This window comes from Tenacibaculum gallaicum, assembly GCF_003387615.1.
GTDB lineage: Bacteria > Bacteroidota > Bacteroidia > Flavobacteriales > Flavobacteriaceae > Polaribacter > Polaribacter gallaicus.
Genome location: NZ_QUNS01000015.1, coordinates 1 through 19,230, shown reverse-complemented (window position 1 = coordinate 19,230; position 19,230 = coordinate 1). Strand labels below are relative to the sequence as shown.

At 31.7% G+C, this 19,230-nt stretch carries 21 protein-coding genes and 2 tRNA genes; 9 read left to right on the top strand and 14 right to left on the bottom strand.

Going from position 1 to position 19,230, the window contains the following annotated elements:
• Positions 1 to 109: 109 nt before the first annotated feature.
• The 3 genes from C7448_RS15660 to rsgA all read right to left on the bottom strand — a co-directional run bounded on the left by C7448_RS15660 (position 110) and on the right by rsgA (position 2,276).
• Positions 110 to 754 carry a YceI family protein gene (locus tag C7448_RS15660; RefSeq protein ID WP_115902353.1) on the bottom strand — a complete coding sequence of 215 codons (645 nt, stop codon included), beginning with the start codon at positions 752 to 754 and terminating at the stop codon, positions 110 to 112.
• Positions 755 to 819: 65 nt separating this feature from the next.
• Complete coding sequence (dtd, locus tag C7448_RS15655) at positions 820 to 1,272, bottom strand: D-aminoacyl-tRNA deacylase (protein ID WP_115902352.1); 453 nt, start codon at positions 1,270 to 1,272, stop codon at positions 820 to 822.
• Between the two features lie 62 nt (positions 1,273 to 1,334).
• Positions 1,335 to 2,276, bottom strand: a complete 942-nt coding sequence (gene rsgA / locus C7448_RS15650) for a ribosome small subunit-dependent GTPase A (RefSeq protein ID WP_115902351.1) — start codon at positions 2,274 to 2,276, stop codon at positions 1,335 to 1,337.
• A 64-nt stretch (positions 2,277 to 2,340) separates the two neighbouring features.
• Between rsgA and C7448_RS15645 the strand changes: the two genes are divergently transcribed.
• Entirely contained in the window at positions 2,341 to 2,799 is a 459-nt protein-coding gene (locus tag C7448_RS15645; protein ID WP_115902350.1) for a hypothetical protein, read from the top strand.
• Positions 2,800 to 2,823: 24 nt separating this feature from the next.
• Here C7448_RS15645 and C7448_RS15640 read toward each other — a convergent pair whose 3' ends face one another.
• The 8 genes from C7448_RS15640 to trxA all read right to left on the bottom strand — a co-directional run bounded on the left by C7448_RS15640 (position 2,824) and on the right by trxA (position 8,573).
• Complete coding sequence (locus C7448_RS15640) at positions 2,824 to 3,906, bottom strand: bifunctional 3-deoxy-7-phosphoheptulonate synthase/chorismate mutase type II (RefSeq protein WP_115902349.1); 1,083 nt, start codon at positions 3,904 to 3,906, stop codon at positions 2,824 to 2,826.
• A gap of 12 nt (positions 3,907 to 3,918) precedes the next feature.
• Complete coding sequence (locus C7448_RS15635; RefSeq protein ID WP_211321932.1) at positions 3,919 to 4,782, bottom strand: prephenate dehydrogenase; 864 nt, start codon at positions 4,780 to 4,782, stop codon at positions 3,919 to 3,921.
• Positions 4,782 to 5,924 (bottom strand): pyridoxal phosphate-dependent aminotransferase, encoded by a 1,143-nt coding sequence (locus C7448_RS15630; protein WP_115902347.1) that lies wholly within the window; start codon positions 5,922 to 5,924, stop codon positions 4,782 to 4,784. Before C7448_RS15630 ends, C7448_RS15635 begins: the two co-directional genes overlap by 1 nt.
• Positions 5,921 to 6,745: a prephenate dehydratase gene (locus tag C7448_RS15625; RefSeq protein WP_115902346.1), complete on the bottom strand. Its 825-nt coding sequence runs from the start codon at positions 6,743 to 6,745 to the stop codon at positions 5,921 to 5,923. The genes C7448_RS15630 and C7448_RS15625 overlap by 4 nt, the downstream gene beginning before the upstream one ends.
• Positions 6,746 to 7,011: 266 nt before the next feature.
• Positions 7,012 to 7,085, bottom strand: a tRNA-Asp gene (locus C7448_RS15620).
• 42 nt (positions 7,086 to 7,127) lie between these two features.
• A tRNA-Asp gene (locus tag C7448_RS15615) sits at positions 7,128 to 7,201 on the bottom strand.
• Positions 7,202 to 7,256: 55 nt separating this feature from the next.
• Positions 7,257 to 8,177, bottom strand: a complete 921-nt coding sequence (locus tag C7448_RS15610) for a DUF58 domain-containing protein (RefSeq protein ID WP_115902345.1) — start codon at positions 8,175 to 8,177, stop codon at positions 7,257 to 7,259.
• A 78-nt stretch (positions 8,178 to 8,255) separates the two neighbouring features.
• Positions 8,256 to 8,573: a thioredoxin gene (gene trxA / locus C7448_RS15605; protein ID WP_115902344.1), complete on the bottom strand. Its 318-nt coding sequence runs from the start codon at positions 8,571 to 8,573 to the stop codon at positions 8,256 to 8,258.
• Between the two features lie 319 nt (positions 8,574 to 8,892).
• Here trxA and metK point away from each other — a divergent pair, with 319 nt between their 5' ends.
• Positions 8,893 to 10,146: a methionine adenosyltransferase gene (gene metK / locus C7448_RS15600; protein ID WP_115902343.1), complete on the top strand. Its 1,254-nt coding sequence runs from the start codon at positions 8,893 to 8,895 to the stop codon at positions 10,144 to 10,146.
• Positions 10,147 to 10,263: 117 nt separating this feature from the next.
• A complete protein-coding gene (locus tag C7448_RS15595) occupies positions 10,264 to 11,028 on the top strand; it encodes a hypothetical protein (protein WP_115902342.1) in 765 nt (254 codons plus the stop codon).
• A 57-nt stretch (positions 11,029 to 11,085) separates the two neighbouring features.
• Here the strand turns inward: C7448_RS15595 and sppA are convergent, their stop codons facing one another.
• Both sppA and C7448_RS15585 read right to left on the bottom strand, forming a co-directional pair.
• Complete coding sequence (sppA, locus tag C7448_RS15590) at positions 11,086 to 12,831, bottom strand: signal peptide peptidase SppA (RefSeq protein ID WP_115902341.1); 1,746 nt, start codon at positions 12,829 to 12,831, stop codon at positions 11,086 to 11,088.
• A gap of 72 nt (positions 12,832 to 12,903) precedes the next feature.
• A complete protein-coding gene (locus C7448_RS15585) occupies positions 12,904 to 13,329 on the bottom strand; it encodes a DUF6146 family protein (RefSeq protein ID WP_115902340.1) in 426 nt (141 codons plus the stop codon).
• A gap of 100 nt (positions 13,330 to 13,429) precedes the next feature.
• Between C7448_RS15585 and C7448_RS15580 the strand changes: the two genes are divergently transcribed.
• The 3 genes from C7448_RS15580 (at position 13,430) to C7448_RS15570 (ending at position 17,079) form a co-directional block, all read left to right on the top strand.
• On the top strand, positions 13,430 to 13,990 hold the full coding sequence (locus tag C7448_RS15580) for a DNA-3-methyladenine glycosylase I (protein WP_115902339.1): 561 nt from the start codon (positions 13,430 to 13,432) through the stop codon (positions 13,988 to 13,990).
• Between the two features lie 46 nt (positions 13,991 to 14,036).
• A complete protein-coding gene (locus tag C7448_RS15575; protein WP_115902338.1) occupies positions 14,037 to 16,070 on the top strand; it encodes a dipeptidyl-peptidase 3 family protein in 2,034 nt (677 codons plus the stop codon).
• An 88-nt stretch (positions 16,071 to 16,158) separates the two neighbouring features.
• A complete protein-coding gene (locus C7448_RS15570) occupies positions 16,159 to 17,079 on the top strand; it encodes an ion channel (RefSeq protein ID WP_115902337.1) in 921 nt (306 codons plus the stop codon).
• Between the two features lie 2 nt (positions 17,080 to 17,081).
• Here C7448_RS15570 and C7448_RS15565 read toward each other — a convergent pair whose 3' ends face one another.
• Positions 17,082 to 17,294, bottom strand: a complete 213-nt coding sequence (locus C7448_RS15565) for a hypothetical protein (protein ID WP_245939499.1) — start codon at positions 17,292 to 17,294, stop codon at positions 17,082 to 17,084.
• 39 nt (positions 17,295 to 17,333) lie between these two features.
• Between C7448_RS15565 and C7448_RS15560 the strand changes: the two genes are divergently transcribed.
• The 3 genes from C7448_RS15560 to C7448_RS15550 are packed head-to-tail and all read left to right on the top strand — an operon-like array spanning position 17,334 to position 19,158.
• Positions 17,334 to 18,065 (top strand): SDR family NAD(P)-dependent oxidoreductase, encoded by a 732-nt coding sequence (locus C7448_RS15560; RefSeq protein ID WP_115902336.1) that lies wholly within the window; start codon positions 17,334 to 17,336, stop codon positions 18,063 to 18,065.
• On the top strand, positions 18,066 to 18,746 hold the full coding sequence (locus C7448_RS15555) for an HAD family hydrolase (protein WP_115902335.1): 681 nt from the start codon (positions 18,066 to 18,068) through the stop codon (positions 18,744 to 18,746).
• Between the two features lie 10 nt (positions 18,747 to 18,756).
• Positions 18,757 to 19,158 (top strand): pyrophosphohydrolase domain-containing protein, encoded by a 402-nt coding sequence (locus tag C7448_RS15550; RefSeq protein WP_115902334.1) that lies wholly within the window; start codon positions 18,757 to 18,759, stop codon positions 19,156 to 19,158.
• Positions 19,159 to 19,230 lie beyond the last annotated feature (72 nt).

The following is a 19,230-nucleotide window of genomic DNA, read 5'->3' as shown; positions in this document are numbered from 1 at the left end:
ACCTAACTTTATACACAACAAAAAACCTTTGAAGCTAGCTTCAAAGGTTTAATTAATATTTTATAAAAACTGTCAACCTATTTCAGGACGACTCATATTAAGACTAAAATTATTTCTTAGCCTTAATTTCAAAAGAAATTTCCATTAAGTCGTTGATAAACTTATCTTTTAAAGCAGCATCAATTTTTTTAGACTTGTAAGTAACACCGAAATCAGTCCTGTCAATGCTAAAAACATCACTTTTAAAAATTAACATATCGTCAGCTTCAGTAATAGTAGCAGAGATAGTAATACTTTTTGTAATGTCTTTAAGAGTTAAGTTACCAGTAACGTGTACTTTTCCGTCTTTTAATTCAGAGCTAGCTATCTGAAATTTAGCTGTAGGGAATTTTTCAACATCAAAGAAATCATCAGCTTTTAAGTGCTCTTCTAAATCTTCTTTACCATCACCAGCTTTTAAATCTTCACAAGAAATAGTTGTCATATCGATAATAAACTCTCCAGATTTTACGTTTCCGTTTTCAACCTCTAAAGTTCCTTTTTCTAAACTAACTACACCGTTGTGAGAACCAGTAGGCTTGCTACCTTTCCAAGTTACAGTAGATTCTGCAACATTAGCTTTATAAGTATTGATGATGTTTTCTGTTTTTGCAACTTCTTTAACTTCGTCGCTAACAGCAGCTTTGTTTTTTTCTGTCTTACAAGAAACAGCTCCAATTGCAATAAAAGCAATAGCTAAAATTGTTTTTTTCATTTTTGTGTTTTTAATAATGATTATTAATCAGGTACAAATATAATTAAAAATAATCCCCATGGAAATTATTTTTTATCTTTGGAATCAATAATAATAGTTACAGGTCCGTCATTTAGTAATTCTACTTTCATATCAGCTCCAAATTGACCCGTCTGTATTTTTTTACCTAGGTCAATTTCAATTTGTTGAACAAATTTTTCATATAAAGGAATGGCTATATCTGGTTTAGCCGCTTTAATATAACTAGGTCGATTTCCTTTTTTAGTGGAAGCATGTAGAGTGAATTGGCTTACGGTAATTACATCACCGTTAATATCTTTAACCGATCTATTCATAACACCTCTATCATCATTAAAAATACGAAGGTTTGTTATTTTATTTGATAACCAGTTAATGTCTTCCTGAGTATCTTCATTAATAATTCCGAGTAAAATTAAGAGGCCATTTTGTATTTCAGCTACTTTTTTATTTTCAATAGTAACGCTAGCTTTTGAAACGCGTTGAAGTACAGTTTTCATTTTATATGGATTGTTATTTGTTGAGCTATTTAAATCTTTTAGTCAAAAAAAGAAAGAGCTAACTACTCCCAAATATCAGTTCTATAGTGTTCTTCTTCTCCTTCTAAAATTTGTAGATAACTTTTGTAACGAGACCAAGCAATTTCTTCATTTTCTAATGCGTCCTTTACAGCGCATTGTGGCTCGTTTATATGAATGCAATTATTGAATTTACAGTTTTGCTTTAAAGCAAAGAACTCAGGAAAATAATCACCTAGTTCATTCTTATCCATATCAACTACACCAAAGCCTTTAATTCCAGGGGTGTCAATAATACGAGCGTCAAAACTCAAGTCGAACATTTCTGCAAAAGTAGTGGTGTGTTGTCCTTGTTTATGTTGTTCAGAAATTTCTTTTGTTTTTAAGTCTAGAGAAGGTTCAATAGCATTTACTAAAGTAGTTTTCCCAACACCTGAATGTCCTGCAAACATACTTACCTTTCCGGTCATTAATGTTTTGATTTTGTCAACATTGGTGTTTTCTGTAGCAGAAACTTCGATGCACTCGTAACCAATGGCATCATAAACATCTTTTAAATACATAATTTCGGCACGTTGCTCAATTTCGTAAGAATCAATTTTATTGAAAACTAACATGGTTTTGATTGAATAGGCTTCTGCTGTAACTAAAAAACGATCAATAAATGTGGTAAAAGTAGGAGGGTTGTCAATGGTGATTAATAAAAATACTTGATCAATATTGGAGGCTATTACATGAGTTTGTTTCGATAGATTAACAGATTTACGAACGATATAGTTTTTTCGTTCGTGAATATTAGTAATTAAACCTGTTTCTTCATCATTTTTAGTTTCTAACGAAAAATCAACAATATCACCTACCGAAATAGGATTGGTACTTTTAATACCTTTAATACGAAACTTACCTTTGATACGGCATTTGTATAATTCGCCTTCAGATTTTACCAAATACCAACTTCCTGTAGATTTATAAACCGTTCCTATCATATAACAAAGATGGGTATTATTCATAAAAAAATGATATATTCGCCACTTAAATTTTAAAAATATTATGAAAAAATTAGTATTAGCGATTGCCTTTGTTGCATCGTCATTTTCAGTTTTAGCTCAATCATACGAGTACAAAGTAATCACTAGTGTTGAGTCAACAGTTCCAAATGGAATGGGAAGGTCAAGATTATTATCTTCTAATGAAAGTAGAGATTTTAAAGATTTCACCTCAATAAGATCTGATGATAAAGAAAAAGATAAAAGAAATAAATCTGATCGTTCAGAAATTAGAGTTAAAAATTTTGAAGAAACAAAATTATTAAACTTCTTTAACTTGGGAGGAATAAGGTTTCAAAACATTGTAGCTAATGATGCTGTTATTTCTTCGAAGATTAACACTATGACAGAAGAAGGATGGGATTTAGCTTTTGTCAATACAGGAGTAGAAAGTTATGGAGGTAAAGGAGATAAAAATGGGTTATTTATAACAAGATACATTTTTAAAAGATTAAACAATTAAAAAAAGCGCCTTAAGGCGCTTTTTTTAATTGTTAATTATTTTCTCTTGATGATTTATACTTTCTTGGTGTATTGCTTTGAACATTTTAAGCACAAACTCTTCACTTAAACCACGTTCATCACCTTCTAAAATCATTTTACCTAGAATTTCATTCCAACGTTTAGTTTGTAAAATAGCTACGTTTTTCTCTTTTTTCAACTCACCAATAGAGTCTGCTATCTTCATACGCTTTCCTAGCATTTCAATTAGTTGATGGTCAACAACATCAATTTGAGTACGTAGTGTATTTAATGCATTTCGATATTCAGCTTCTGTATCAGTAGCTTTTCTAACTTTTAAGTCAATCATCATTTGAACTAATGATTTAGGAGTAATTTGTTGTGCAGCATCACTCCAAGCATTGTCAGGATCGTAATGCGTTTCAATCATTAAACCATCAAAGTTTAAATCTAACGCAGTTTGACAAATATCAAAAATAATATCACGACGACCAGCAATGTGAGACGGATCACAAATTAGTGGTAAATCAGGGAAACGATTTTGCAATTCGATAGGAATTTGCCATTCAGGATTGTTACGGTATCTCGTTTTTTCGTAGGTAGAAAACCCTCTGTGAATTACTCCTAATTTTTTAATGTTTTTAGAATACAAACGCTCAATAGCACCTAGCCATAATGGTAAATCTGGGTTTACAGGGTTTTTAACTAAGACAATTTTATCTGTGCCTTCTAAAGCATCTGCAATTTCTTGAACAATAAAAGGGCTCACAGTAGTACGAGCACCAATCCATAAAATATCTACATCGTGTTCTAAAGCTAACTTTACATGATCTTTGTTAGCCACTTCTGTAGCAATTAACATTCCTGTTTCTTGTTTAGCTTTCTGCAACCATTTTAACCCTAGAGCACCCACACCTTCAAAATTGCCAGGTCTGGTACGAGGTTTCCAGATTCCAGCTCTTAAAACAGTAGCGTCGGTGTCTTTTAATTCGTGTGCAATTTGTAGTACTTGTTCTTCAGTTTCAGCGCTGCAAGGTCCTGCAATTACTAATGGATGCCCTAACCCGAAGGCATCTAACCATGTTTTTAATTCTTTTGTATTCTCCATTTTTAGTTTTTATTACTGAGGTGTTACCTCTTGAATTCCGTTTAAAATCTGTTTTATATAATTTGTGTTTTCCATTTCGGTATAAATTTCTGGAAAATCATTGTGTTCTAGTAATGTTTTGAATTTCTGTAAGTTATGAATATATTCACTTAAAGATTCAATAACGTTTTCTTTGTTTTGTTCAAAAATAGGTGTCCACATTGCAGGTGAACTTTTTGCTAAACGTACAGTAGAGGCAAATCCACTACCTGCCATATCAAAAATATCACGTTCATTTTTTTCTTTTTCTAGGACTGTTTTTCCTAACATAAAAGAACTGATATGTGATAAATGTGATACATAAGCAATATGTTTGTCGTGTGATTTTGGATCCATATATCGAATACGCATTCCTAGTTTTGAAAAAATATTCAACGCTTTTTCTTGTAATTTGAATGCTGTTTTTTCAACTTCACAAATAATATTAGTCTTACCTTTAAATAAATTTGTCAATGCAGCATTTGGTCCAGAAAATTCGGTTCCAGCTATTGGGTGTGTTGCTAAAAAATTCCTTCTTTTCGGGTGGTCTTTAATTGCATTACAAATCAAGTCTTTAGTCGAGCCTACATCGAAAACCAAACAGTTATCAGAGATGTTGTCTAATGTTGTAACGATTACATCTTGCGATACATCTACAGGAATAGCAATAATGACAATATCTGCATTATGTAGTTCTGAAAACGTAGCTTTTTGATGGATGATTCCTCGCTCTAAAGCAAGGTTTCCATGCTCTTCGTTGGAGTCAATTCCGTAGATGGTTGCATTGTTAAATGCTTGCTGAATATCTAAGGCAAAACTTCCGCCGATTAATCCAAGTCCTATGATAAATACGTTCATTATATTCTGTTAATTGCTTCGTTAATTTTTTCTTCAGGCACGCATAATGAAAAACGAATATATCCTTCACCTTGGCTGCCAAAAATGGTTCCAGGAGCGGCAAAAATGTGCTTGTTGTATAACAAATCATCAATCATTTCTTCAGCTGTTTTCCCTTCGGGAAGTTTACACCAAACAAACATTCCTGAGGTGTTTTTATCGTAGGTACACCCTAGTTTTTCTGCTAATTCAAATACTAATTTTTGTCTCTTTCTATAGGTGTTGTTTAGTTGGGTAAACCAATCTTTGTCTAGTTCTAATGCTTTTGTAGCTCCTTTTTGAATTCCATAAAACATACCAGAATCCATTTGAGTTTTTACTTTTAAAACTTCAGTTAAGAATTCAGGTTTACCTAGTAACATCCCAACACGCCATCCAGCCATGTTGAATGATTTACTAACCGAATTTAATTCTAGAGCAATATCTTTAGCGCCTTCAATTTGTAAAATGCTCTGAGGGTGTTCATTTAATATAAAGCTATACGGATTGTCATTTACAATAACAATATTGTGTTTTTTACCAAAGTCAATCAGCTTTTGAAAAGTTTCTTTGGTTGCGTTAGCGCCAGTTGGCATATGTGGGTAATTTACCCACATTAACTTTATTTTTGAGGTATTTATTTTTTCTAAAGCATCAAAATTAGGTTGCCAATTAGTAGCTTCTGCTAAGTCGTAAAAAATAGGTTTCCCTCCTAATAAATTAGTTACTGAGCTATAGGTGGGGTATCCTGGGTTAGGAATTAATACCTGATCTCCTTCATTTAAAAAGGCCAACGAAATATGCATAATTCCTTCTTTACTCCCCATTAAAGGAAGTACTTCGTTGGCAGGATTTATAGCAACGTTATAGTTGTTCTGATAAAAGTTAACAACCGCTTGTCTAAACTCTGGAAGTCCTTGATAGCTTTGATAACTATGCGCACCAGTGTCTAATAAGCTATCTTGGATAGCTTTTAGTACTGATGATGGTGGTTGTAAATCAGGACTACCAATACCAATGTTTATAATTGGTTTTCCTTCTGAAATTAATTGACGTACTTCTTGTAATTTTTTAGAGAAGTAGTATTCTTGTACGGTTTGTAATCGGTTAGCAAACTGTATCATAATCTTCCGTTTTTATATTCTCCTAATATTTTAAAATCTTCTGCCATAATTTGAATTATAGCTTTTGCTTTTTCGTAATCTTTATATGCTTCAAAAGTTACATCCACAAAAAAGGCATATTTCCAAGGTGTTTCAATTTTAGGTAACGATTGTATTTTGGTTAAATTTAGTTTGCAGTCGCTCATTACATTTAACATGGCTGCTAAACTTCCTCTTTTATGATCTAATTCAAATTTTAAAGAGGCTTTGTTAATTTCATTTTTCCCATTCTTTGGAAGTGTTGTTTGAAGAAAAACAAAACGTGTAGCATTATTTTTAATGGTTTGAATTTCATCTTCAATAATTGACAAATCAAAAATCTCTGCAGCTATTTTGGGAGCAATTGCTGCAACTCCTTTTAGTTGCTGTTCAGTTATTCTCTTAGCTACTGCAGAAGTGTCAACATCTTCAATTAGCTTAATGTGTTTGTGTTGTTTGAAAAACTCTTTACACTGTAACAAAGCCATTGGGTGTGAACAAACTTCAGTAATCTCTTCAATTGTTTGGTTTTGTAAAGCCATTAAATGATGGTGTATTGGTAGGTAGTGTTCACCAGAAATGTGCAAATTATATTTATCAATTAAGGCATAATTAGGTATGATAGATCCTGCAATAGTGTTTTCTAATGCCATAACAGCTTGTTCACTTTCTGAGTTCAAGAGACTATCAACCAGTACGTCAAAAGACAAACATTCGTTTAATTCAATGTTTTCTCCGTAGTAATTGTTTGCAACGATATGGTGGTTGCTTCCTTGTATTCCTTGAATGGCTATTTTCTTCATTTTAGATCAAAAAAAAAAGCCTCGATAAATTCGAGACTTTGATTGGGTTATATTATTTTTTGTTAGGCTAACAATATTGTACAAAGTCTCGTCTCTTACTAAAAAAGTAAAAGTAAAAATAGAAACCTTGCCATACGTTTTGTAACATCATTGTATTTGTGTTCTTTGTATGGGACAAATCTTAGAAATAATTTTAACTAAACCAAACTTTTTTTGAAAAAATGTAGAAAAATAAAAAAGCTCCTCTAAAAAAGAGAAGCTTTTTGCGGTCTGGACGGGACTCGAACCCGCGACCCCATGCGTGACAGGCATGTATTCTAACCAGCTGAACTACCAGACCGTTGCTTGAAGCAATGTATTATATGTTTTAGAGAAACTTTAGCGGTCTGGACGGGACTCGAACCCGCGACCCCATGCGTGACAGGCATGTATTCTAACCAGCTGAACTACCAGACCGTTGCTCTAAGCGGATGCAAATATATAACCTTTTTTTAAATAAAAAAGAGTTATTTTATAAAAAATTCTGTCTACTGATAAGGTAGGAGGTAAGTATTTTATTGTATCCTTCATTTATGTCAACAGGGATGTAATCTATCTTATATTGTAAACATTTGTTTTTTAGGTTATTGAAGAACAAAGTGCTTAATTCTTGGTATTTTTGCTGTACATTTTCAGCATATAAATTTATTTCTTCACCAGTTTCAACATCTGTGAATTTTTTAGGACTATTGTCAAAATCGAATAAGAACTCTGTTTTTTTATCGTGAGTATGAAATAATACAACTTCGTGTTTGTTAAATTTTAAATGTCGTAAGGCGTCAAAAAGCTCCTCTTCGTTTTTTGAGGTTTGAAACATATCAGTAAATAAGAAAATCAAAGACCTTCTATGAATTTTTTCGGCTATTTCATGTAAGTATTGATAAGTTTCTGTTGAGGTGTTTGATTTTGAAGACAATAATAGCTCCAACTGATTCAAAAGCATTTTGCGATGACGTTCACTACCTTTTTCTGGAGCATAATATTCAAAAGAATTAGAATAAATACTTAATCCTACAGCATCTCTTTGTCGTTTTAAGATATCCATTAAAGAAGCAGCTGCTAATGTCGAAAAACCAATTTTATTTAAGTTGTCTATTGATTGGTTTTTACTAACAGGATAGTGCATGGAAGCAGAGTTGTCTATAATTAAATGACATCGAAGATTGGTTTCTTCTTCGTATTTTTTTGTATATAATTTTTCGGTCTTAGCAAAAAGCTTCCAATCAATATGACGTGTGCTTTCGCCTTTGTTATAAAGCTTATGTTCAGAAAATTCAACTGAAAACCCATGAAAAGGGCTTTTATGCATACCAGTTATAAAACCTTCAACAACTTGTTTAGCGAGTAGTTCAAGGTTTTTAAGTTCAGAGGTTGTGTTTTTAAGATCAATCATATAATTCCGAAGATAAAAAAAAGGTTTAGCAATTGCCAAACCTTTTCTATAATATCAAATTAAAATACTATTTATATGTTATAAAGTAGCATCAATTTTATCAGTATATGCTTTTTTAGGAGCGGCACCTACTTGTTTGTCAACAACTTCACCATTCTTAAAGATTAATACGGTAGGAATGTTTCTTACACCATATTTAGCAGCAAATTCTTGGTTTGCATCTACATCTACTTTACCAACTACAGCTTTTCCATCGTATTCATTACTAATTTCATCAACGATAGGAGATACCATTCTACAAGGTCCACACCAAGCTGCCCAAAAATCTACTAATACTGGTTTGTCAGATTTTAATACTACTTCTTCAAAAGAAGCATCTGTAATTTCTAATGCCATTTTATTTATGTTTTTATCTAAGTTATTCTCTTATTTATTCACTACAAATGTAAACAAATATTTTACCAATACAATTTTACAAAAATTACTTTTTATTATCATAATATCAATACTTTCTATTTACTTACAAGTTTGTTTTTAAGTGTGTAAAATAATCTATAACTTTGCCAAATATATTTTGAGGAAAAATTTGACTGATTGCAACCTCATTGAACAATAGTTCAAAATAAAAATGCTAAAGCAGTAATTTTCTACTCCTTTTAGCGACTCAGCAATCCAAGTTTTTTCTTTATAGTTAAATTTTAAAAAAGAAGTATTTATGTCATATTTTTTCACTTCGGAAAGTGTTTCTGAAGGACATCCAGACAAAGTAGCAGATCAAATTTCTGATGCTTTAATAGATAATTTTTTAGCTTTTGATTCAGATTCTAAAGTAGCATGTGAAACATTGGTAACAACTGGTCAAGTAGTGTTAGCAGGAGAAGTAAAATCTTCTACCTACTTAGATGTTCAAAAAATTGCTCGTGAGGTAATTAACAAAATTGGATATACGAAAGGTGAGTACATGTTTGATGGTAATTCTTGTGGAGTATTATCTGCAATTCATGAACAATCAGATGATATTAGCCGTGGAGTAGATAGAACATCTAGAGAAGAGCAAGGTGCCGGAGATCAGGGAATGATGTTTGGTTATGCGACAAACGAAACTGAGCATTATATGCCGTTAGCGTTAGATTTATCACATATAATTTTAAAGGAATTAGCAGCGATACGTAGAGAAAATAAAGAAATTACTTATTTACGTCCAGATGCTAAAAGTCAGGTAACTATTGAGTATTCTGATGATAACGTACCACAACGTATTGAAGCAATTGTAGTTTCTACACAACATGATGATTTTGCTGATGACGAAACGATGTTAGCGAAAATTAGAAAAGATATTGTTGAAGTTTTAATCCCTAGAGTTAAAGCACAGTTAACTCCAGAGATTCAAACATTGTTTAATGATGATATCAAATATCATATCAACCCAACAGGGAAATTTGTAATTGGTGGACCTCACGGAGATACAGGTCTAACAGGACGTAAAATCATTGTAGATACCTATGGAGGAAAAGGAGCACATGGTGGTGGAGCTTTCTCAGGAAAAGATCCTAGTAAAGTAGATCGTTCTGCAGCGTATGCAACGCGTCATATTGCTAAAAACTTAGTAGCAGCAGGAGTTGCTGATGAGGTATTGGTACAAGTATCGTATGCGATTGGAGTTGTAGAGCCAATGGGGATTTTTGTGGATACTTATGATACATCAAAAGTTAATTTAAATGATGGAGAAATAGCTCAAAAAGTTTCTGAAATTTTTGATATGCGCCCGCATGCTATTGAAGATCGTTTAAAGTTACGTAACCCAATATATAGTGAAACTGCTGCTTATGGGCATATGGGAAGAACAAACGAAGTAGTTTCCAAAACATTTACGCAACCTAACGGAGAGAGTAAAACCGTAGAAGTTGAGCTGTTTACTTGGGAAAAATTAGATTATGTTTCTAAAGTAAAAGAGAGTTTTGGTTTGTAAGAAAAGAAACAAGAATATAGTTAAAAAAAATACCTGTAATTTTTATTGCAGGTATTTTTTTATGTATTTATTTTTGGCTGAAATTTTAAATAAAATAAACTTAAAAATTACAAAAAAATGAAAAACTTAAAGTATGTTTTTGCTATTGGATTAGGAATGACATTATTAACTGCATGTAGTAACTCTGCTTCAGATGATTTTGATGAAATTAACGGGGGAGTTAAAAAGAAAAGATTAAAAACTGTTGCTGCGACGAACCAAGAAAGTGAAACAATTACTACTCAGTTTATGTATAATGCAGAAAATGAGTTGATAAGTGTTTCTGGAACAAACGGAACAGATGCTACTATAGTAAACTATAGTAATGATGGAAATGCTATTAAAGTAGCTGAGGGTAACGATCCTTCAGAAAGTCTTTCAATAGAAGAACTGTATAAGTCTCCTTATAACGTTTACGAAACAGGAGAAGTGTTAGAATACGATTCAAATAAAAACCCAAATAAAGTTTTATTTAAACATAGAGTTTATAATTGGGAAACAGGTAATTATATTATTGAAAACTATACGGCGGAAATGTTTTATGACAATAAACCAAATATGTATTTTTCTACTCTAGAGGCTGCTGGAGTTATAGAAATTTTAGATGGAGTTGATGTTAGTTTCGGTGTAAACCCTCAAGCTTCAGAAATAATAAAAGCTAGAAGATTATTGCCATTAAACAATGTAACAAAGATTATTTATAAAGATGCTGATGATAACGTTGAAGGAACTTTAACTATAGATTATACTTACGATTCAGATGGGTATCCATTAACAGGAAAAGGAGTAGCAGTTGGTGGTAAAGAGTCAATTACTATCAATACAACTTATAGTTATGAATAACTAAAAAAAACTATTAAAGTTAAAAGCCTCGACATTGTCGAGGCTTTTTTACTACTTTTATTTCACTTGAAACATAAAAGGTATTCTAGCTTGAATTCCTTTCAGATTTTTCATTTTTTGAAAATTATGATATAATTGGTAATTTTCATCACCTAAGGTTTCTTTTAAAACTTCTTCTTTTGAAGCTTTTGCAAAAGGAGAGAATTTTAAGGCTTCTTTTAAATCTGTTTTATAATTAGGGTAATTACGAACTCTGTAGTTTTCAAGCTCTGCTAATTCAGCAGCTGTTTTAATCGCATCATCTAAGCTTCCTAATTGATCAACTAAACCATTTTCAATAGCTTCTTTACCAGTCCAAACCCTTCCTTGTGCTATTTCATTAACTTGTTCAAAAGTCATGTTACGTCCAGCTGAAACACGGTTTACAAATGTGGTGTACATTTCCTCAATTCCTTCTTTAGTAACATCGTAAAACTTTTTATTCATTGGTTCAAAAACACTATAAGAAGGACTATTGTTTGTAGACACTTGTTCTGCATTAATACCTATGTTATCCGTAAATTGACTAAAGTTAGGGATGGCTCCGAAAACCCCAATAGACCCAGTAATTGTAGTTGGCTCTGCAAAAATTTTGTTGGCATTACAAGCAATATAATAACCTCCAGACGCAGCATAATTACCCATAGAAACAACAATAGGTTTTTCTTTTTTAGTTAACTCCAATTCGCGCCATATTAGTTCAGAAGCCAATGCGTTACCTCCAGGAGAGTTTACACGTAGTACGACAGCTTTTACATTATCATCTTTTCTAGCTTTTCTAATAGCTTTATTAATAATTCCTTGTCCAATATAGTCTTCATTTCCTTCTCCGTAGATAATGTCTCCTTGTGCGTATATTACAGCAATTTTATCTTTTGCTGTTGAAGAAATTCTTCCTTTTCCAGAATTGATATAGTCTTCAATAGAAATAGTGTTTGTTTTTTTATCAGACCCTATAGCTAATTTTTCTTTATATTCATCCTCATAAATAGAAGCATCAATTAAATTGTTTTCTTTTGCAACAGTAACATTTCTTCCATCGTAATTATCGGCAATAAGATTTAGTTTTTCAATAGAAATGTTTCTGCTTTTACTAATATCATCTGTAATTTCTGACCAAATAGATTTTAAGAATGAAGTAGTTTGCTCACGATTTGCTTCGCTCATTTCATTTTCTAAAAATGGCTCTACAGCACTTTTGTATTTTCCGTGACGAATAACTTCCATTTTAACACCATATTTATCCTCAAAATCTTTGAAATATAAAATTTCGGTAGATAAACCTCTAAAGTCAATAACACCAATAGGGTTTAAGAATAAACTATCAGCAACAGAACTTAAGTAGTAATTTTTTTGAGTATAAATATCATTATAGGCATATACAAATTTACCACTCTCTTTAAATTCTTCAATTTTATTTCGAATAGCTTGTGTTTGTGCAATACCTGCATTAACAAAAGCTGTTTTTATACTAATTCCTTTAATTTTAGTATCGTTTTTTGCATTTTCAATGGCATTGATAATTTTGTTTAAGGCTAACTTTTCATCTGTTAACTCTAAAGCTTCAGCAATAGGGTTGTTTTCTTTAGGGGCATAATCTTTAATGGGTGTTGATAAATCTAACTCTAAAACGGAGTTTGATTTAACGACAACTTTTTCATCAGCTCCTACAATAGAAGCAATAGCAAAAAAGAATACAAAAAGTAAAAAAATGGCGATAAAAAAGCCAAGAATAGAGGCAAGTAAATTTCTTAAAAACTTCATGTTGTATGGTTAATTTTTTTGAGCAAATATACAGTTTTTAGAAAGATGGTTTTTCATAAGAAGTTGTTAGTTTCAACGATTTGTACCTACGCCTAGGTTTATGCGGTATTTTCGTTGAGCAAACTCAAAATAGTTAAAAAGTTTATAGTTTACTTCATAACCATAATCAACGTGCGGACTGTAATCAATTACATTTTCATAAATGTTTGAATTAAATTGTAAAGAATTTCTAGCTCTATAATTCCATGTGTTTACATATAGGCGATTTTTATTTTCGAGGTATTGTTGTGAGTAAAAACCTTCTGGTTTAGCAATACTGTTTAAATAAGTGGTAAAACCAGGGTCTATAATTATAATTTCATATTCCAAACTATCGTTAGCAATTACAACAGGCTCTTCTTTTTGGGAGTTTGAAGTATCTTTTATAGGGGAAGAACTGCAAGCCCATAACATAACACCTATAATACTAAGAAGTATAATATGTCGTAAAATTTTCATAATCAGTATGATTTGTAATTATACAAGTTGCAAAAATTATTCCACTTTTCATTGATTATTAACTTGTTTAACAGTATTTTTCAGCTTTAAATACTAAAAAATGAAGAAAAGATGTTTTTGGGTTAGTGATGATCCATTATATATTGAATATCATGATACCGAATGGGGAGTTCCCGTATATGATGATGATAAATTATTTGAGTTTTTAATATTAGAAACATTCCAAGCAGGTTTAAGTTGGATTACAGTTTTAAAGAAAAGAGAAAACTTTAGAAAAGCGTTTGATAATTTCGACTACAAAAAAATAGCAAAATACACTGAAGATAAATATGAGGAGTTACTTCAAAATGCGGGAATTATAAGAAATAAGCTAAAGATAAAAGCTACCATAACCAATGCACAAGCATTTATGAAAGCACAAGAAGAGTTTGGTACGTTTTCAAAATATATTTGGAGTTTTACTAACGGTAAACCGATAACAAATAAGTTTGAAAAGAGGGAAGAAGTACCAGCAACTACAGAGCTTTCTGATGAAATTTCAAAAGATTTAAAAAAACGAGGATTTAAGTTTGTTGGCTCAACGGTAATTTATGCTCACATGCAAGCAACGGGAATGGTAAATGACCATACAACCGACTGTTTCCGATACCATGAAGTTTAAATTTTGTAATTTTAGCATTCAAAAAAATAAATTAAAAACTATATAAATGAAACTAAAACAAATGCTTTGTGTATTTGCAGCTGCAGGAGTGTTAACTTCTTGTGGAGTAGATACCAAAAAAGAGCCTAAAGTAGTAGAAAAGAAAGCGAAAGAGTTTGAGTATGTTGTTGAGCAATTTGCTGATATAAAAGTTTTGCGTTATCAAATTCCTGGGTTTGATGAGTTAACACTAAAAGAAAAGAAATTAGTTTACTATTTAACGCAAGCAGGTTTATCTGGACGTGATATTATGTGGGATCAAAACTACCGTCACAATCTTGAAATTAGAGCTGCTTTAGAAAACATCAATAATAACTTCAAAGGAGATAAAGAGAGTGAGGATTTTAAAGCATTCACCACCTATTTAAAAAGAGTATGGTTTTCAAATGGAGTTCACCACCATTATTCTAACGATAAATTAAAACCTACGTTTTCTAAAGAGTATTTAGAAACTTTATTAAAAGAAACTAATACTGAGTTATCTACGGAAGCATTAGAAGTTATTTTTAATGATAAAGATGCTAAAAAAGTAAACAAAAAAGCAGGAGTAGATAATGTATTAGCATCAGCAGTAAACTTTTACGGAGCAGATATTACAAGTAAAGATGTAGAAGATTTTTATGCGAAAGCTGATAAAGGACCAAAAGGGCAACCAATTGAGGCTGGATTAAACTCGAAATTAGTTCGTGAGGACGGAAAATTAGTAGAGAAAGTTTGGAAGTCTGGTGGAATGTACGGGCAAGCAATCGATAAAATTATTTATTGGTTAGAAAAAGCTAAGGAAGTAGCAGAAAACGAAAAGCAAGCGAAAACATTAGGACTGTTAATCGAATATTATAAAACAGGAGATTTACATACTTGGGACGAATATGCAATTGCTTGGGTAGAATCTACTGAAGGTAACATTGATTGGATTAATGGTTTTATTGAAGTGTATAATGACCCTAAAGGATACAGAGGTTCGTACGAAACAGTTGTACAAATCAAAGACTTTGATATGTCTAAAAAAATGAAAGTATTATCAGACAACGCACAGTGGTTTGAAGATAACTCTCCGTTAGACCCAACCCACAAAAAGAAAGATGTTGTAGGAGTATCATATAAAACAGTAAATGTAGCAGGTGAAGCTGGAGATGCATCTCCAAGTACGCCAATTGGAGTGAATTTACCAAACAACAACTGGATTCGTCAACAACACGGTTCTAAATCGGTATCGTTAGGAAACATTATAGGTTCGTATAATAACGCTGGTGGAACTGGTCGTTTAGAAGAGTTTGCAAACGATAAAGAAGAAATCGATTTAGAGGTTAAATACGGTAAGTTAGCAGATAAGTTACACACAGCATTACATGAGGTAATCGGACATGCTTCAGGTGTAATTAATGAAGGTATTGGACAGCCTAAAGAAACCTTAAAAAACTATGCGTCTACTATGGAAGAAGGTAGAGCAGATTTAGTAGGGCTATATTACTTAATGGATCCTAAATTACAAGAATTAGGTTTAGTTGATGATTGGCAAAAAGTAGGAAAAGCTGCTTATGATGGATATATCAGAAACGGATTAATGACGCAGTTAATTAGAATTAACTTAGGAGATGATATTGAAGAAGATCACATGGTAAACCGTCAATGGGTATCAGCTTGGGCTTTTGAGCAAGGAGCAAAAGATAATGTAATTGAAAAAGTAACCAGAGATGGGAAAACTTTTTATAACATCAATGATTATGAGAAACTTCATAAAATCTTTGGACGTTTATTAAAAGAAGCGCAAAGAATTAAATCTGAAGGAGATTTTGAGGCAGCAAAAGCATTAGTAGAAGGTTACGGAGTAAAAGTAGATCAAGATATTCATAAAGAAGTTTTAGATCGTAATGCACAATTTACATCTGCTCCTTATAGTGGATTCGTAAATCCAGTATTAGAACCAGTTACAGATGCTGATGGAAATATTACAGATATTAAAATCAAGCAACCTAAAACTTTTGAAGATCAAATGAATTTTTATGCTAAAAACTATAACTTCTTACCAGTTAAAAACTAAGAAGTTCAGTTTTTAAAATAGTCACAAATACAAAACCGATTCTAATTAGAATCGGTTTTGTATTTTTAGAGGAATTAACGAAAGATAAATGGCGAAAAGAGTAAAAGACCCTGGCTTAGGGTATAATTCAAGTAGTAATGCACAAAGAATAATTAATGCAGATGGTAGCTCTAATGTAGTACATGCAAATAGAAGATTTGGTGCAGATGACCTGTATACTTTTTTTATAGAAATACCATGGTGGCAATTTTTCACATTGATAATTGTAGGCTATTCATTGTTAAATGTTCTTTTCGCATTTGTGTATGTGTTGATAGGTATAGAACAGATAACGCCATCAAAAGGAAATTTTATAGCTGATCTTTTGAATGGCTTTTTCTTTAGTGCTCAAACCCTTACAACAGTAGGGTACGGAGGGATAGCTCCTAAAGGAATCGCAGCGAACTGTATTGCTGCTTTTGAAGCTATGATTGGTTTGTTAAGTTTTTCATTTATTACAGGGTTATTATACGGGCGTTTTTCAAAAGCGAAAGCATCCATACGTTTTAGTGATAACTTAATTCTAAGAGATTTTAATGATGGTAGGGCTTTAATGTTTAGATTAATGAATAAACGTAAAACAGTAATGATTGAGCCTGAAGTATCAGTTACTTTGTCAATATCAGAAAAAGATAAAAGGGAAGAGTACAAAAGAAAATTCTATCAATTAAAATTAGAACGAAGTAAAATAATGTACTTGCCCACAGTTTGGACGATTGTTCATGAAATAGATGATAATAGTCCGTTAAATTCATACTCAAATAAAGAAATAAGTAAGTTAGACGGGGTACTTTATGTTTTAATGCAATATCATGAAGAATCATTTGGTCAAAAGGTATACCAAATAACTTCGTACAACTTTTCTTCTCTTGAAGTAGATGCGAAATACACATCTTCATTTTATTTTGATGAAGAAGGGAATACTGTATTAGACCACTCAAAATTAAGTGAAATATCAAAAATGAATTAGAGCTACTTCGTTAATAATTTTGATAAAAACAGTAAAGCAATAACTACTGCAATCCCTATTGCTACATAAATAGCTGCATTTTGGTAGTATTTCTTATTGTTTCTAGCATCCTTTTTATAGCTAAAAAACATCAAAATGATAAAAGCTATTACAAATAAACTTGCAAAAATGATTCTGCCTGTAGTAAACATTTTAGCAGCAATAAGTGTAAACATAAAATTGTATTTTTAGCAAAGTTAAAGAATGATTTTAGAATGGAGAAAACTAAAACAGCAATTATTTTTGGAGGTACTTCAGGTATTGGAAAAGGGCTTGTAAAAAGACTAATAGAAGAAAATTATATTGTAGCAGTTACAGGAAGAAGGCTTGAAAAACTAGAAGAACTTAAAAAAAGATATCCTAACCAAATACTCATTAAGCAAAATGATATTCAACAAATAGGGGAGGTAGGTAAAGTGTTTAATGAATTAGTAAATGAACTAGGTGAAGTTCATTTGGTAGTACAATCTTCAGGAGTTGGGTTTGTAAACCCAAAGTTAGATTGGGATAAACAAGAACAAACTATAAATACGAATGTTTTAGGAGTAACAAAATTATATGCTTTGGCTTATAAGTTGTTTAAAAAACAAGGTTTTGGTCATTTAGTGGGGATTTCCTCTATAGCATCCATTAGAGGAAATAGAGCAGCACCAGATTATTTTTCATCAAAAGCGTATCAAAAAGCATATTTAGAGAGTTTATATATAAAAACTAAATCCATCAAATCAAAAAAAGTTTTTATTACTGATATTCGTCCAGGGTTTGTTAATACCGCTATGGCGTTAGGTGACGGTATTTTTTGGATGGTACCTCTAGAAAAAGCGGTTAATCAAATATATTCAGCAATAAAACGTAAAAAACGAGTAGCTTATATATCAAAGCGATGGAGGTTCATTGCTTGGGTGCTAAAAATTGTACCAGCCCGAATTTTAAAAATGGCAACTTAAATGAAGAAAGGAAACCTAATAGTATTTGATATTGACGATACATTAACTAAAAGTGAGAATCAACATCAAAAGGCTTATATAGAAGCTATGAAAAGTTTTGGTATAACTAAGATTAATCAAGATTGGAAAAGCTACAAGAATATGACTGATAGTTATATTTTAAAAAGGAACTATGAAACCAATTTTAATAAAGAGTTTAGTTTGTCTTTTATCTCAGAGTTTGAAGAGAAAATGACTGAACTATTATTAACATTGTCAAAAACTCAAGAGATACAGGGAGCTAGAGTGATAATAGACTTTTTTATGAAAGAAACAGATTATGCTATTTGTTTTGCAACAGGTTCTTTGCTAAAACCAGCTTTGATTAAATTAGAACAAGCAGATATAAACTTTGCTCCAAGTTTAGTAGAAGCCTCAAATAACCTGTTTACAAGAGAAGAAATAGTAAATTCAGCAATTAACAAAGCAAGAGACTATTTTCAAGTTCAAGAATTTAAAAATATTATTTCGGTAGGGGATGGTATTTGGGATTTAAGAACAGCAAAAAACTTAGGAGTAAATTTTTTAGGCATCAGAAATAAAAATTTATCAGATTTTGAAGCAGAAGGAATTAAGAGCCATATAGAAGATTGGACAAGGTTTGATTTTCAAAAAATAAAAACAGAATTACAAATCATATAAGTTATATAGAATGAAAAAAAGAATAGCAGCAGTACATGAATTTCACAGCGCATTCGGGTTAGGAATCAAAAATAAACCTACAGCAAATATTGGTGAAGAAAGAAACTTACTCCGATACAACTTAATGAAAGAAGAGAATGAAGAATATTTAGACGCAGCTCAAAATAACGATTTGGTTGAGGTAGCTGATGCTTTAGGTGATATGTTGTATATTTTATGTGGAACCATAATAGAACATGGAATGCAACATAAAATAGAAGAAGTATTCAATGAGATACAACGAAGTAATATGAGCAAATTAGGAGAAGATGGTAACCCTATTTATCGTGAAGACGGAAAAGTATTGAAAGGACCAAATTACTTTAAACCAAACATAAAAGAAATTTTAGTGAGTCGTCCTGAAATAGGTTGACAGTTTTTATAAAATATTAATTAAACCTTTGAAGCTAGCTTCAAAGGTTTTTTGTTGTGTATAAAGTTAGGT

Coding starts and splice junctions, on each gene's coding strand:
- C7448_RS15585 (WP_115902340.1), bottom strand. CDS start 13,329: ATGAAAATTTTACGACATATTATACTTCTTAGTATTATAGGTGTTATG.
- C7448_RS15565 (WP_245939499.1), bottom strand. CDS start 17,294: ATGTTTACACTTATTGCTGCTAAAATGTTTACTACAGGCAGAATCATT.
- trxA (WP_115902344.1), bottom strand. CDS start 8,573: ATGGCATTAGAAATTACAGATGCTTCTTTTGAAGAAGTAGTATTAAAA.
- C7448_RS15640 (WP_115902349.1), bottom strand. CDS start 3,906: ATGGAGAATACAAAAGAATTAAAAACATGGTTAGATGCCTTCGGGTTA.
- C7448_RS15550 (WP_115902334.1), top strand. CDS start 18,757: ATGAAAAAAAGAATAGCAGCAGTACATGAATTTCACAGCGCATTCGGG.
- C7448_RS15630 (WP_115902347.1), bottom strand. CDS start 5,924: ATGATACAGTTTGCTAACCGATTACAAACCGTACAAGAATACTACTTC.
- metK (WP_115902343.1), top strand. CDS start 8,893: ATGTCATATTTTTTCACTTCGGAAAGTGTTTCTGAAGGACATCCAGAC.
- C7448_RS15660 (WP_115902353.1), bottom strand. CDS start 754: ATGAAAAAAACAATTTTAGCTATTGCTTTTATTGCAATTGGAGCTGTT.
- C7448_RS15570 (WP_115902337.1), top strand. CDS start 16,159: ATGGCGAAAAGAGTAAAAGACCCTGGCTTAGGGTATAATTCAAGTAGT.
- C7448_RS15625 (WP_115902346.1), bottom strand. CDS start 6,745: ATGAAGAAAATAGCCATTCAAGGAATACAAGGAAGCAACCACCATATC.
- sppA (WP_115902341.1), bottom strand. CDS start 12,831: ATGAAGTTTTTAAGAAATTTACTTGCCTCTATTCTTGGCTTTTTTATC.
- C7448_RS15560 (WP_115902336.1), top strand. CDS start 17,334: ATGGAGAAAACTAAAACAGCAATTATTTTTGGAGGTACTTCAGGTATT.
- C7448_RS15580 (WP_115902339.1), top strand. CDS start 13,430: ATGAAGAAAAGATGTTTTTGGGTTAGTGATGATCCATTATATATTGAA.
- C7448_RS15635 (WP_211321932.1), bottom strand. CDS start 4,782: ATGAACGTATTTATCATAGGACTTGGATTAATCGGCGGAAGTTTTGCC.
- C7448_RS15595 (WP_115902342.1), top strand. CDS start 10,264: ATGAAAAACTTAAAGTATGTTTTTGCTATTGGATTAGGAATGACATTA.
- C7448_RS15645 (WP_115902350.1), top strand. CDS start 2,341: ATGAAAAAATTAGTATTAGCGATTGCCTTTGTTGCATCGTCATTTTCA.
- dtd (WP_115902352.1), bottom strand. CDS start 1,272: ATGAAAACTGTACTTCAACGCGTTTCAAAAGCTAGCGTTACTATTGAA.
- C7448_RS15610 (WP_115902345.1), bottom strand. CDS start 8,177: ATGATTGATCTTAAAAACACAACCTCTGAACTTAAAAACCTTGAACTA.
- rsgA (WP_115902351.1), bottom strand. CDS start 2,276: ATGATAGGAACGGTTTATAAATCTACAGGAAGTTGGTATTTGGTAAAA.
- C7448_RS15575 (WP_115902338.1), top strand. CDS start 14,037: ATGAAACTAAAACAAATGCTTTGTGTATTTGCAGCTGCAGGAGTGTTA.
- C7448_RS15555 (WP_115902335.1), top strand. CDS start 18,066: ATGAAGAAAGGAAACCTAATAGTATTTGATATTGACGATACATTAACT.